Annotated in this window: 8 protein-coding genes and 4 pseudogenes; 6 read left to right on the forward strand and 6 right to left on the reverse strand. The window is 72.5% G+C overall.

What is annotated here, in order from left to right:
• Nucleotides 1-193, reverse strand: a pseudogene (locus tag FRAQA3DRAFT_RS35760) (HNH nuclease); the annotation flags it as partial.
• Between the two features lie 255 nt (nucleotides 194-448).
• Here FRAQA3DRAFT_RS35760 and FRAQA3DRAFT_RS36655 point away from each other — a divergent pair.
• Nucleotides 449-1453 (forward strand): annotated as a pseudogene (locus FRAQA3DRAFT_RS36655) (IS5 family transposase).
• 318 nt (nucleotides 1454-1771) lie between these two features.
• Here FRAQA3DRAFT_RS36655 and FRAQA3DRAFT_RS32415 read toward each other — a convergent pair.
• Nucleotides 1772-2635: pseudogene (locus FRAQA3DRAFT_RS32415) on the reverse strand (MFS transporter); the annotation flags it as partial.
• Between the two features lie 310 nt (nucleotides 2636-2945).
• Here FRAQA3DRAFT_RS32415 and FRAQA3DRAFT_RS04275 point away from each other — a divergent pair.
• Entirely contained in the window at nucleotides 2946-3890 is a 945-nt protein-coding gene (locus tag FRAQA3DRAFT_RS04275) for an alpha/beta fold hydrolase (RefSeq protein WP_009737836.1), read from the forward strand.
• A gap of 64 nt (nucleotides 3891-3954) precedes the next feature.
• Here the strand turns inward: FRAQA3DRAFT_RS04275 and FRAQA3DRAFT_RS04280 are convergent, their stop codons facing one another.
• On the reverse strand, nucleotides 3955-4296 hold the full coding sequence (locus tag FRAQA3DRAFT_RS04280) for a helix-turn-helix domain-containing protein (RefSeq protein ID WP_009737837.1): 342 nt from the start codon (nucleotides 4294-4296) through the stop codon (nucleotides 3955-3957).
• Nucleotides 4297-4553: 257 nt separating this feature from the next.
• Here FRAQA3DRAFT_RS04280 and FRAQA3DRAFT_RS04285 point away from each other — a divergent pair, with 257 nt between their 5' ends.
• From FRAQA3DRAFT_RS04285 to FRAQA3DRAFT_RS04295, 3 genes are all read left to right on the forward strand, one after another.
• Entirely contained in the window at nucleotides 4554-5381 is an 828-nt protein-coding gene (locus FRAQA3DRAFT_RS04285; RefSeq protein WP_369809440.1) for an NAD(P)-dependent oxidoreductase, read from the forward strand.
• 191 nt (nucleotides 5382-5572) lie between these two features.
• Nucleotides 5573-6643, forward strand: coding sequence for a DUF2889 domain-containing protein (locus FRAQA3DRAFT_RS04290; protein WP_009737839.1), 1071 nt, complete (start codon nucleotides 5573-5575; stop codon nucleotides 6641-6643).
• Between the two features lie 192 nt (nucleotides 6644-6835).
• Nucleotides 6836-7480 carry a TetR/AcrR family transcriptional regulator gene (locus FRAQA3DRAFT_RS04295; protein WP_009737840.1) on the forward strand — a complete coding sequence of 215 codons (645 nt, stop codon included), beginning with the start codon at nucleotides 6836-6838 and terminating at the stop codon, nucleotides 7478-7480.
• A gap of 157 nt (nucleotides 7481-7637) precedes the next feature.
• Here the strand turns inward: FRAQA3DRAFT_RS04295 and FRAQA3DRAFT_RS04300 are convergent, their stop codons facing one another.
• The 3 genes and pseudogenes from FRAQA3DRAFT_RS04300 to aac(3) all read right to left on the reverse strand — a co-directional run bounded on the left by FRAQA3DRAFT_RS04300 (nucleotide 7638) and on the right by aac(3) (nucleotide 11950).
• Nucleotides 7638-9878, reverse strand: a complete 2241-nt coding sequence (locus FRAQA3DRAFT_RS04300) for a glycosyltransferase family 39 protein (RefSeq protein WP_009737841.1) — start codon at nucleotides 9876-9878, stop codon at nucleotides 7638-7640.
• 161 nt (nucleotides 9879-10039) lie between these two features.
• Nucleotides 10040-10888, reverse strand: a pseudogene (locus tag FRAQA3DRAFT_RS04305) (dolichyl-phosphate beta-glucosyltransferase); the annotation flags it as partial.
• A 192-nt stretch (nucleotides 10889-11080) separates the two neighbouring features.
• Nucleotides 11081-11950, reverse strand: a complete 870-nt coding sequence (aac(3), locus tag FRAQA3DRAFT_RS04310) for an aminoglycoside 3-N-acetyltransferase (RefSeq protein ID WP_035920560.1) — start codon at nucleotides 11948-11950, stop codon at nucleotides 11081-11083.
• Nucleotides 11951-12301: 351 nt separating this feature from the next.
• Here aac(3) and FRAQA3DRAFT_RS04315 point away from each other — a divergent pair, with 351 nt between their 5' ends.
• The gene (locus FRAQA3DRAFT_RS04315) at nucleotides 12302-12823 is read left to right on the forward strand and encodes an NUDIX hydrolase (RefSeq protein ID WP_009737844.1); all 522 of its coding nucleotides are present in this window, start codon (nucleotides 12302-12304) and stop codon (nucleotides 12821-12823) included.
• Nucleotides 12824-12986: the final 163 nt, after the last annotated feature.

Below are 12986 nucleotides of genomic sequence, written 5' to 3' on the forward strand. Positions count from 1 at the left end.
CCTCCACGAACAAGGCGCTTCGCACGGCGGCGACCCGGCCGGTCAGCCGGCACACCCTCGCGATCAGTCCGTCCAGCTCTCCGTCGGACAGCTGCCAGGCCTGTGCGGCCAGCAGCCCGTCGAGCTGGCGGGAGATCGTGGCGAGGCGGGCTGGCGGGTCAGGGCCGTCCCCGAGGTCGTCGTCGAAAACCATGGGTCAACGGTAGAACAACCCACACCGAATGTCGAACACATGTTCGTATACTGTGAGCGGAGACGACACGGGAACCAACTCGCACCTCACACGTCCGATCGAACGACGCCGACCACAACCAGATCCGGCCGCCATACCCTTTGCAGTCCATGGGCGGCACCGGCTCTCGACGGGTGCACTGGCGCCGAGTTCTCGGGTAGCGATCCAGAAAGGGCAACCGTGGCGGCAGCCGGCGTCGGCGGCAGCAGTCGTTGGCTGGCAGTCGTTGGCTGGCAGTCGTTGGCCGGCAGTCGTTGGCTGGCAGAAGACACAGGAGGGGGCGCGGGCGTGCAGGCGGCGCGGACGAGAGAACGTCGGCGTGGCCGGGGAGGTGGACGGCCGTCCACCTCCCCGGCTCAGGCAGTGCGACTAGGGCCCGTATCTGGTTGTGGTCTGCTGGGGGGATTCGTCCAGTGGTGGGACACGGGTGTCTTCGCGGCCTTCCTGGAGGGCATGATCGCCGGGGCGGCGAAGCGGGACGCTGTGAACCTGTCGCTGGTCGGTGTGGACTCGACGACCGCCAGGGCTCATCACGACGCTGCGGGGATGCACCTGCCGGCCGAGGTGATCGGCGCGTTGGAGAAGGCCGCCGCCGAGGAGGAGCAGGCCCGGGAAAGGGGGGCGGCACGCAGGAACAAGACGGGCACAACGACGCGGACGCCCCCGGACGGGAGCAGCGCCGGCGCCTGCGGGCCCGACACAAGGTCCGGCTGACCGCGGTATTACTGGGGCCGGTCGAGGGGCGGGCTGACCAGCAAGGTCCATCCTGCCGCGGATCGCAGGTGCCGGCCGTTGGGGTTCGTGGTGACCGCGGGGCAGGCCGCGGACAGCCCGCAGTTCGTCGCCGTGCTGGAGACCGTCCGCGTGCATGGGCCGGTCGGCCGTCCCCGGACCCGTTCCGGCGCGGTCGCCGGGGACAAGGCTTCCTCGTCTCGTGGTAACCGCGGCTACCTGCACCGACGTGGTGTCACCGCGGTCATCCCGGAGAAGACCGACCAGGCCGCGAACCGCACGCGCAAGGGCAGCAAGGGCGGGTGGCCCGTCCGCTACGACGCCGAGTTGTACAAGGAACGGAACACCGTCGAACGTCTGATCAACAAGATGAAGGCCTGGCGAGGCATCGCCACCCGCTACGACCGGACCCCGGGTAGCTATCTCGCCGGGCTCCACCTCCGCGCCTCCCTGATCTGGATCAAGGAACTCGCCCGGACCACCCCTTGATCGCGACCAGATACGCGGCCTAGGGGATTCGTACCGTCGGCGTGTCCAGGTAGATGCCCGCCCGGTCGGATGGCCGCATCCGTCCTGCCGGCAGGACGCCCTCTGCCGGCAGGACGCCCTTGGCAGGACGCCCTCGGTGGGGCGACTGCTCTCAACCGGATCGCTGATCTCCGTCGAATGGCTGCTTCCTGCCGGAGTCGCGCCGCCGTCGGTGATGGCACCGCCACCGGCGGTGAGGCCGTCGGTGGTGGTGAGGCCGTCGGTGGGACCGTCGGTGGTGGGGCCGTCGGCGGCCTCGGCGGCGAGCAGCGTCTCGACGTGGACGTACCTCGCGCCCCGCAGCAGGGAGGCGACCGCCGCGATCAGCGGCATCGCGATGGCCAGCGAGAACACGATGACCAGGCCGTGGTGGAACGGCGAGGCGATCAGGTGCGGGAAGAACTCCTTGCCGGTCAGCGCCTGCGCGTGCGATGCGGGGAGCTGGTGCAGGGTGTCGTCGCCGAGCAGGTTCTGCATCGGGTTGTAGCCGAGGAAGGCGGCGAACAGGCCGCCGACCGGCGGCAGGTTCGCCACCCGGTCGGTGACGTCGGCGGGCACGCCCTGCGCGGCCAGCCCGCTGTGCAGCGAGTGCGGCAGCGTCGAGGACAGCCCGGCGATCATCAGGGAGAAGAACAGGCCGATCGAGAGAACCTGGCCGGAGTTCATGAACGCCGCGCGCATCCCGGAGGCACCGCCGCGGGTCGCCGCGGGCACGGCGTTCATCACCGCGGTCGTGTTCGGCGCGGAGAACAGGCCCGAGCCGATCCCGTTGAGGACCAGCAGCGCCGCGAACGCCGGGTAGCTGAAGTTCGTCGGCAACAGCAGCAGGCCGACGAAGGTCGCCGCGACCAGCGCCAGGCCGCCGGTGGCGAAGGCGCGGGCGCCGAACCGGTCGGACAGCAAGCCCGACACCGGGCCCGCCACCAGGAACCCGATCGTCAGCGGCAGCAGGTAGATGCCCGCCCACAACGGCATGTCGACGTAGTCGTAGCCATGCAGCGGCAGCCAGATCCCCAGTAATCAGATGATCAGCATGCCGCCGCGGGCGATCGAGGACAGCAGGACTGCCGTGTTCCCGGCGGTGAACGCCCGGATCCGGAGCAGCGCCAGGTTGAACATCGGCTGCGCGGTGCGCCGTTCGATTGAGGGGCCTACGTTGCGCTGGGTCGGGCCGGCCGGCGTGTCCCGCGTCCACGCCAGATAGTTGCTTGACTGACGCTAACAAGTTGCCCGGCGCTCGGTATTTCCACCGCGGCCAACGGTTAACGGCCCGAAGCGGCGCACGGCGACGCCCCGTCGTCCTACATTGCTCGCTGGACGGATCACGGCTCGTCCGGACGGATCACGGCTCGTCCGGACGGATCACGGCTCGTCTGGACGGATCACGGCTCGTCTGGACGGATCACGGCTCAGCACAGCCATCCGAAGGCCGGCGTGAGGGGAGCGAGGCGACGTGGCGACCGATGTCGAGAGCACGTTGGCGGCCGACGACTACGACGAGTTCGGACTGCTGCACGAGAACGCCGAGGAACTGGGCCTGCCGTTCGCCGGCCGGCCCGACGTCAGCCGCGGCTACGTCGACCTGGCGGCCGACCGGCGGCTGAGCTACATCCGCTGGGGCACCGCCGCTCCCGAGGTGGTGTTCCTGCACGGCGGCGCGCAGAACGCCCACACCTGGGACTACGTGGCGCTCGCGCTGGGTCGGCCCGCGGTGGCGTTCGACCTGCCCGGCCACGGCCGGTCGTCCTGGCGCGCCGACCGCGACTACGGCCCGTGGCGCAACGTGGAGGCGCTGGCGACCGCCCTGCCGGCCGTGGCGCCGAACGCGGCGGTCGTGGTGGGCATGTCGCTCGGCGGCCTGACCGTCACCCATCTGGCCGCCACCCGTCCCGACCTGTGCCGCCGGGCGGTGATCGTCGACGTCACCCCGCAGGTCAACGACCCGAGCCGGACGATGACGACGGCCGAGCGCGGCTCGGTGGCGCTCGTCAGCGGGCCGCCGACCTACGCCTCGTTCGAGGAGATGGCCGACGCCGCGGTGGCGCTCAGCCCGCTGCGGGCCGCCGCCGGGGTGCGCCGCGGAGTGCGCCACAACGCCCGCCGGCTGCCGGACGGCCGCTGGTCGTGGCGGTACGACCTGTTCGGCCCGCCCCCGCCGGGCACCCCGGACTGGCTCGACTTCACCTCGCTGTGGGACGAGGTCGACACGATCACCGTGCCGACGCTGCTCGTGCGCGGCGGTGAGTCGAAGTACGTCCACGACGCCGACGTCGCCGAGTTCCGTCGCCGCCTGCCGGCCCTGCGTTACGCCGTCGTCGACGGCGCCGGCCACGCGGTGCAGAGCGACCGCCCGCTGGAGCTCGTCGCGCTGATCCGCGACTTCGCCTTCCCGGCCTGACCGCCCCCGCCGCCCCGGGCGAGCCCCCGGTCGGCCCCCGGGCCGGCTCCGGCTCGGCTCCGGGTCAGTGCCCGGCCGGGGCGGCGTCGCCGAGCAGGTTCGTCCGCCCCCAGCGGCCGAGGGGCGCCAGCGCCTCGTTGAGGGAGTAGCCGAGGGGAGTCAGCGAGTACTCGACCCGGGGCGGCACCTCGTCGAAGGCCTCGCGGTGCACGATGCCGTCCTCCTCCAGCTCGCGCAGGTGCGACGCGAGCACCTTCTCCGTGACCCCCGTCAGCTCCCGGCGCAACTCGCCGAAGCGGCACGCCCGCTCGTGCAGCGCCCACAGGATGAGCACCTTCCAGCGTCCGCCGATCACGTCCATGGCCGCGTCGATGCCGCAGACGTACGCCCCGGGCCGTCGTGTCATGGCGATGGCGCGCCCCCTTCACCCAGGTCACTCACCCGGGGGTGAGTGCCCACTTCAAAGTGCGTACTTGAGCGCTTCGTCGACCCCGCGCAAGCCTAATCGCCATGACCGACCCCGCTCCTCGCAATGACCGTCCCCGCGACGTCGACGGTCCCCACCATGTCGTCGACGACCGTCCCCCCAACGGCTCCCGCGGAAGGGCCCGGCAGCCCGACCGCGGCGAGCCGGCGCCGCTGGCCGTTCTCGGGCTCGGCGCGATGGGCACCGCGCTTGCCCGGACCTGGCTCGCCGCCGGCCACCCGACCACGGTCTGGAACCGGACCCGCGCACGGGCGGAGCCGCTCGTCGCCGAGGGCGCGACGCTTGCCGACACGGCCGCCGAGGCGGTGGCCGCGACCCCCCTGATCGTGGTCTGCCTGCTCGACGACGCCTCGGTCGGTGCGGCCCTGGCTGACGCCGAGCTCGCGGGTCGGGACCTGGTCAACCTCACCACCGGCTCCCCGGCGCAGGCCCGTGCCCGTGCCGCGTGGGCGCACGAGCGCGGCGCCCGCTACCTCGACGGCGGGATCATGGCGGTGCCCCCGATGGTCGGCAGCTCGCCGACTCGGGGTTACGTGTTCTACAGCGGTTCGCGGGCGCTGTTCGACGACCGCGGCCGGACGCTGGCCGTGCCGCTCGACCCCCGCTACGTCGGCGCGGACCCCGGGCTCGCGGCCCTGCACGACGTCGCGCTGCTCAGCGCGATGACCGGGATGTTCGCCGGCATCTCCCACGCGTTCGCCCTGATCCGCGCGGCCGGCGTCCCCGCGCGCCCGTTCGCCCCCCTGCTCGTCGAGTGGCTGCGGGCGATGGCAACCAGCGCGTCGGCCACGGCCGAGCACCTGGACAGCGGCGACTACACGACGGGCGTGATGTCCAACCTGGCCATGCAGGTGGCGGGCAACGCGACGCTGCTGCGCACCGCCGCGGAGCTCGGGGTCGACGCCGAGCTGCTCACGCCGTACATGGCGGCGATGCAGCGCCGCCTCGCGGACGGTCACGCCGACGAGGGTGTCACCGGCGTGATCGACCAGCTCCTGTCCTGACCGGTGGTCAGGACCACAGCCGCGGGCGTCCGGCGTGCCCGTGGTCGATGTCACCCAGCGCAGCGGGATCGTGGAGGGTAGATTCATCATTTGGCTTTACTGTGTAAAGGGTGACGGGTTATGCCGCGGGCGCGGCCCACGTGGGCGGTGCGCCGTCGCGGCATGCCGCCCGACAGGGCTCGGAGGTCCAGATGCCGTCTCCCGTACGACCGCTGCCGGCGCTCGCCGACCTGGTCCCACCGCCGGACAGCCCGCACCGCGGCGCCCCGCGGCGCGTGCCCGGATCGGTGCGGCGCACGAGCCACCTCAACGCGACCTGGCCCGATGGCTTCGGGTCCCCGATGCACCTGCACGCCGGCGCCCGCGATCTCGTGACCGGGCGTGACCGGCAGGCGACCGTGGTCGATTCCGCGCAGTTGCGCGTCACCGTCGACGGCACCCGGACGCTGCGCTCCCTGACCAGTGTGCCCCCACGCAGGGCCCTGTCCGGGCTGGTCGGTCACGGCGGCGGCCGTGGCTACCGCGCCCGCGTGCGGGAACTGGTCCCCGAGGACGTCGCCACCGGATCGCCGTTGCACTTCCTGCTCGACGACATGCCCGGTGCGACCCTGGTGGGGCCGATCGCCTGGCGGCTGTGGCCCCGCGAGCAGGAGAAGCTGGTGAGGTTCGCCGCGGCGACGCACGCCGCCCGGGTCGCCGCGATGCGGGAGGTCTGCTCGGGATGGCGGGTCGACGGCGGCCCCCTGGAGCGGCTGTCCCAGGGCGACGAACTGCAGCAGAACCTGGTGCCCGCCCATCCCCTGGAACAGCCCGACGACCCGCTGGCCTGGCACCGGATCCCGGCGCCGCCCGGCGACTCGGCGATGTTCCGCCGCCGGCGCCGGGTCGATGTGATCGCGCCCGAGCCCGGGGCGTCGCAGGGCGTCCTGACCGTCGACTCGATGTTCCGGGACAGCATGTGGAGCCCGCAGGGCGTGGAGACGGTCGTGCACGAGTACGGCGTGCACGCCACCGTGGACCCGGCCACCCTGCGGCTCGTCGGGATCCACGCGGACCCGCGGGTGCTGCCCTTCGAAACCTGCCCCTCGGCCGCCGGCAACGTGGACCTGCTGCTCGGCGAGCCGGTGGGGACGCTGCGGGCTCGGGTCATCGAACTCGTCGCCGGCACCGACGGCTGCACGCACCTCAACGACGCGCTGCGGGCGCTCGCCGAGGTTCCCGTCCTCGTCGACCGGCTCGTCACCACCGGCCGGATCGACTGACCGGCCGGATCGACTGACCGGCCGGGCGTCGGATGGTCGTCCGGCCACCCGGGCCGCCGGATTTATACTGGCCGCGGGGCGTTCCCCGCGGTGGTGGGATGGTGGCGGCGCCCGGCGACGTCGACGTGTTCGGGTGGTGAGGTGGCGGCACGTGCCCGTCCGGCTGCGGCGCGCGGCGCGCAGGCGCCCGGCGTGTCGGCCGGTGCGGTGCGGGCACTGGGGGTCGACGACATCGTCGCCGCCGCCCTGCGCGTCGGGACGAGCCGGGGGTTCGAGGCGCTGACCATGCGCGCGCTCGCCGAGGAGCTCGGGGTGTCCGCCATGGCTGCCTACCACCACGTGCCCAGCAAGGACGCGCTGGTCGACCTGGTCATCGACGCGGTCCTCGCCGACGTCGAGATCCCCCCGCCCGACCTCGGCGACTGGGACGTGCGCCTGCGCGAGCTGCGCCGGCGCTCCGCCGCGGCGCTGGAGGCGTGGCCGGGCGTCGACGCGCTGGTCTTCGGCCGCCCGCCCACCACCCAGGGCTGGCGCCTCATGGACGGCTACCTCCAGATCCTGCTGGACGCCGGCCTCACGCCGAAGAACGCGCTGCTCGGCTTCAACGTCCTGCACGACTACGGCATGGCCCGGTCGATCATCCAGCGCCGGCTGCGCGAGGGCGCGGACGCCGGCGTCCCGAGCGACCGGCCCGCGCAGTTGCCGGCGCTCGGCCGGGTGGAGGCGATGTGGTCGCAGATCCACGAACACGACCTCACCGCCTTCGCCGACACCCTCATCGTCGACGGCCTGCGCGCACTGCTGTCCCGGCAACGCGCCGCCGCCGACACCCCCTGACCGGCCCGCCCTCCCGACCGGCCTCCCTGCTTAGCCGGAGGGATAAATCGGGCACGAAACTCTCCGGATAAGCAGGGACGGGTAAGCGGCGAGCCGGCCCAGGCGGGCCACGGCGGCGGCGGACCCGGCAGGGCCCGTCGCCGCCGTGGCGGGCGCGTCAGCCGTTCGAGCTGGCGGCGGTCAGGTCATAGACCGTCTGACCGCCCACGGTGGTGGCGGTGAAGTGCGCCGCGACCCAGGTGACGATCTCGGTGCCGGTCCCCGAGACGCGGTCGCCGCCCATCCCGCCGCCCATGCCCCCGCCGCCGGCCAGGAAGTAGTGGATCTTTCCGGCGGCGACCCACTGCTGGAACTGCGCCAGGGTGGGCGCCGGATCGCTGCCATCCCAGCCGCCGATCGCGATGACCGCCTTGCCGCTGCCGAGTTCGAGCTGCGCCGCGCTGGTCGCGCCGCCCGTCGTCGCCGCGGCCCATGTCGTGGTGGAACGGGCCAGCAGCGCGGTCAGCTCCGAGTTCGCCGATTGCCCGCTGCCGGCCCCGCCCGCACCGGACGCCCCGGCTCCGGGCGTCTGCGTCCCGGCGGTGCCGCCCGTCGTGGCGCCCGAGGTCCCGGCCGAGGAACTCCCAGCCTGGTCCGCGGTGGTGGTGCCGGACGCGGCCGTGGACCCGGCTGCGGCGCTCGCCGTTGTCGTGCTGGTGGTCGCCGTGCCGGAGGTCGCCGTGCCGGAGGTCGCGGAGGTGCCCTGGGCCCCGGTGGGGGGCGTGCCGGAAGGTCCGCCGCGCGCGCCGTTGCCGGGGCCGCCGGCTGTCGTGGTGATCGACGGGCCCGAGGTCGGGCCCGAGGTCGGGATCGAGCCGCTGTGCGGATGCGCCGCGGTGGCGAGGGCGTAGGCCCCGCTTCCGGCGCCGACGCTGAGCACCGCGGCCGCGGCGAGCACCGCGGTCACCCTGGTGAACCGGGCCGCACCCACGATCAGCGCGACCGCCACGGCCAGACTCAGGGCGAGAACGACCCAGCGCAGCGCCGGCAGCCAGGACGCCACCCGGTCCAGCAGCACGAAGCTCCACACACCCGTCACCGCGACCATGGCGGCCAGCGCCGCCCGCGCCGCCGGCCGGTCCCGGTCCCGCCACAGCGCGGTCCCGCCGGCGGCGACGAGTGCGGCGATCGCCGGCGCCAGGGCGACGGTGTAGTAGGGATGGATGATCCCGCTCATGAAGCTGAACACCAGGCCGCTGACGACGAGCCAGCCGCCCCACAGCACCAGCGCGGCCCGCGCCGGGTCGGTGCGGGGTGCCCGCCTGGTCCGCCACAGTCCGACGACCATCATCAGCAGCGCCGCGGGAAGCAGCCAGGAGATCTCCGAGCCCATGCTCGACCCGAACAGCCGGGTGATCCCGGTCGAGCCACCGAAGCCGGTGTTCACCCCGCCGCCCATCCCGCCGCTACCGCCGGCCCCGCCGCCGGAGGAGCCGAGGATACGGCCGAGACCGTTGTAGCCGAGGGCGAGCTGCAGCAGGCTGTTGTCGGTGGAACCGCCGATGTAGGGGCGTGACGACGCCGGCCACAGGTCGACCAGGGCGACGTACCAGCCGGCCGAGACGACGATCGCCCCGGCCGCGCCGGCCAGGTGCAGCACCCGGCGTCCCAGGCCCGTCGGCGCGGCGATCAGATACGCCAGGCCGAGTGCCGGGATGACCAGGAACGCCTGCGCCAGCTTGGTGAGGAAACCGAAGCCGATGCAGGTCCCGGCGAGCATCAGCCAGCGCGCGCTGGCCCGCTCGGTCGCCCGGACCGTGCAGTAGGCCGCGGCGACGAGGAGCAGCACGAGCAGGGCGTCCGGGTTGTTGAACCGGAACATCAGCGCCGCGACCGGCGTCAGCGCGAACGCGGCGCCGGCGAGCAGACCGGCACCGGCGCCGGCGGTGCGCCGGACCGTCGCGTACAGCAGCCCGACGGCCGCGACCCCCTCGACCGCCTGCGGCGCGAGCACGGACCAGGACGAGAAGCCGAAGACCCGAGCGGACAGCCCCGAGATCCACAGCGATGCCGGCGGCTTGTCGACGGTGATGGCGTTGCCGGCGTCCAGCGAGCCGAACAGCAGCGCCTTCCAGCTCTGGGAGCCCGCCTGGGTGGCCGCCGCGTAGAAGCTGTTGCCGTAACCGGACGCGCTGAGGTCCCACAGGTACAGCAGCGCCGTCCCGGCCAGCAGGGCCAGCAGTGCCGGCCGGACCCAGACCGGATCGCCGGCCGGCCCGCGGGCCAGCCGTCCGAGCCGCCCGTGCCCCCTGCCGGGAGGCGGAGGCGGCGGCGGTTGGGCCCAGCGCCCGGCGCCGCCTGGCCGCGGGGCGAGCCGGATCGTGTCGGACGCGTCGACGTCGGGTGCGGTGGTCGTCATCGAGCGAACTCCAGGGTCTGTCTGTCGCTATGCGGGGGACGATCGGTTCAGCGCGGGGCACCGGCGCCCGCCGTGGCGGGCTGCCGGTCGGCGTCCGGGCGTGCGGGCCGGGAGGGGGTGTCCGGGTAGGGCGGCAGGTGGGCGGGCAGCGCGGAACCCGGGGTGAGCGGGCGGCGACCCACCCAGGCGCGCAGGTGCGCGACGGGCACCGCGCCGCTGGCGATGGCGCGGCGGACCCGCACGATGCCCCGCAGGTCGGCCAGGGCGGTGGCGACGATGTCGACCCGGCTGTCCGGGTCGTCCACCCAGTCCACCGGCACCTCGTGTACCCGCAGGCCGCAGCGTTCCGCCAGCACGAGCAGCTCGGTGTCGAAGAACCAGCCGGTGTCGGCGACGTGCGGCAGCAGGTGCGCGGCGACGTCGGACCGGAGGGCCTTGAAGCCGCACTGCGCGTCGCGGAACCGTACCCGCAACGTCCGGCGCAGCAGCAGGTTGTAGCAGCGGGAGATGATCTCCCGTTTCGGCCCGCGCACCACCCGTGCCCCGCGGCTGAGCCGGCTGCCGACGGCGATGTCCGAGTGCCCCGAGATCAGCGGCGCGACCAGGGGGAGCAGGGCGCCCAGGTCGGTCGACAGGTCGACGTCGGTGTAGGCGAGGATGTCGGCGTCCGAGGCCGACCACACCGCGTGCAGCGCACGTCCCCGCCCCTTGAGGTCGAGGTGGGTGACGGCGACGCCGGGCAGTTCGGCGGCCAGGGACCGGGCCAGGGCCAGGGTCCCGTCCGTGCTGGCGTTGTCCGCGATCGTGATCCGGAACGGGTACGGGAACCGTCCGAGGAGATAGGCGTGCAGCCGCCGGACGGACGGCGCGAGATCCCGCTCCTCGTTGTAGACCGGCACCACCAGGTCCAGGACCGGACGATCCGGCCGGGGCGGCCGCGGGTTCGGCTGCGTGACTCGCTGGTCGGCGCGACCACCGTCGTGGTCGGCGTGGCCAGGGGAAGGCCGGATCGAGGGCCGCGGGCAGTCGGACCGCGCGGTGACGGTACGTGGGGCGTCGGAGATCGGCAGGAGTGTCATGCCCTCACGGTCGGCCCCACGCCTGCGCAGACCCTGTGCGACCCCTGTGTGATCGCTGTGAGCCCCATCGGGCGGCCGGGCGCGCTGGCTGGAGTGGATCGGGACGTGTCAGTCCCGGAGGCTCTATGTCGATCGGGGACCGGTGGGTGCGCCCAGCTTGCGTTCGATCCACTCGATCCCGAAGCGCACGACCGCGCCTGCGTCGAAGAGGTAGCTCTCTGCCGCTGCGACCGTGCTGTGGTGGCCGATTCCGGTGGCCAGCATGTCCTCGGCGATGACCGTGAATGGCCATTGCCCCTCGGGTACCACGGACGAGTAGTCGAATGCTTCATTCTCGGTGTCGATGTCGCGGAAGCGCCGCCAGCTGCGGTGCCCGTTCACCATGATGGGTTGTTCGTACTCGACGTACATTTTTCCGGGCGCGTCGGCGAGGGCCTCGGCGTGATGCAGCAGGGTGATCGTGTCCAGCGGCGCGCCCAGGAGCAGGACCCGTCCGCCCGCTTCGACGAGGCGTGCCAGTGGGCTGTCCGGTCCGTGGGGGTCGTCCCATGGCTGGTCGGCCATCAGGTGTTCGGCTGCTGCGCCGACCGCGACAAAACTTGCGTCGGGGTGTCTGCTGCGGATGCTTCCCGGCCAGTGGCGTAGTGCCTCGGGCACTCGTCCGTTGTTGTGGTCGGCCTCGCTCAGCGCCGCGTCGAAGGCCGGCCATTCGGCGCGTAGTTCATCCTGCCACTTTTGGGGCCAGGTCGTGAAGTCATAGGGTGGTGCGTCGTTCCAGCCGCAGGGTGCCATCAGCGTGCCGTGCTCTCCCACGGCGTCGGTGAGTGCGCCGATGAGCGTCCGTGTTCCGCCGGCCACATATCCGATCGCAGACATGCGGGTATGAACCATGACCACATCTCCCTGGACGAGGCCCAGGTCTCGCAGTTCTCGTGTCAGCCGGGCTCGGGTCACGGGGCCGTCGGCGGCCTCGAGTAGTTCCTTCTCATCCACGGGATGAGACTAACGCCGGCCATCCGCCCATCCGGGTGAGCCGTTTAGCCACCCGGGGTACGCCTGCATCCGCCGCGGCTTCGCCGGACGCCGCCACCTGCGCGACGGTGTCGTCGGCGACCTGATCTGGAACGACCGGAAGTTCGGCGCGCAGACCGACGTGGGAGGGCGGTGACAGCGGGCAGGCCGCGTTCCAACCCGTTCGTGGAGGCGTGCAGGCCTGGAAGATCGTCGGCGCGGACCGCGGCTATCCACTCGGTGATCGTGGTGTCAGCTGTGCGAGTGAGCAGATGCGCAGCGATCTGCCGGGGTCGCGGACTCGCCGTCAGTGCGGACTGAGATCGTACCTCCATGGGTCAGCTGGTTGAGCGTGTCGATGAGCATGACTGCGTGCTGGGAACCGTGGACCGAGGTGAGGCTGAGCGTCGTCACTGGCCGCATCGCATTGCGGCGACGATCTGCCGTGATCAAGCGGGGCGGTTTCTGGTACTGCGACGGTCCGAGGACCTGCCCCGTTTTCCCGGCCACTACGACGTGATGGCTGGCGGCGCCGTGGGTGCGGGCGAGTCGTATGAAGAGGCGGCGGCCCGGGAACTGGTCGAAGAACTTGGCGTCCGCGTGCCGGTACGCTTCATGTTCAAGTTTCTGTGCAGGGGAGCGACCGGTCCCATCTGGCTCGGAGTGCACGAAGCCGTCATCACGGAGCCGCTGACTCCGGACCCCGAGGAGATCGCCTGGCAGGGGTGGCTCACGGAAGCCGAAATCAGCAAGGCAGCCAATCAGTGGCCCTTCGTTCCGGGCGGATGGGAGGCTCTGCGCCGCTATCTGGGATGGGGACCCGGCAGCGGCGAGGAAGCAAAGACGATCATGTGATCGTCACCGGAACCGGGTCGCGTCGCCATAGCCAGGCAGATCCGGTCCCCGTCGACACGGCCAATCGAGGGTGTCCTTCGGTACCGCGCGGCAGGCCACACGGCTGAAGTCATGCAGATCAGCGCGTGTCCATCTCCGCCCACGCGGCCGATCACCCAGGCAG

The organism is Frankia sp. QA3 (assembly GCF_000262465.1).
GTDB lineage: Bacteria > Actinomycetota > Actinomycetes > Frankiales > Frankiaceae > Frankia.

Excerpts from the sequence above, each read along its gene's own strand:
- FRAQA3DRAFT_RS04280 (WP_009737837.1), bottom strand. The coding sequence starts at position 4,296 with ATGACACGACGGCCCGGGGCGTACGTCTGCGGCATCGACGCGGCCATG.
- FRAQA3DRAFT_RS04285 (WP_369809440.1), top strand. The coding sequence starts at position 4,554 with ATGGGCACCGCGCTTGCCCGGACCTGGCTCGCCGCCGGCCACCCGACC.
- FRAQA3DRAFT_RS04290 (WP_009737839.1), top strand. The coding sequence starts at position 5,573 with ATGCCGTCTCCCGTACGACCGCTGCCGGCGCTCGCCGACCTGGTCCCA.
- FRAQA3DRAFT_RS04300 (WP_009737841.1), bottom strand. The coding sequence starts at position 9,878 with ATGACGACCACCGCACCCGACGTCGACGCGTCCGACACGATCCGGCTC.
- FRAQA3DRAFT_RS04315 (WP_009737844.1), top strand. The coding sequence starts at position 12,302 with ATGGGTCAGCTGGTTGAGCGTGTCGATGAGCATGACTGCGTGCTGGGA.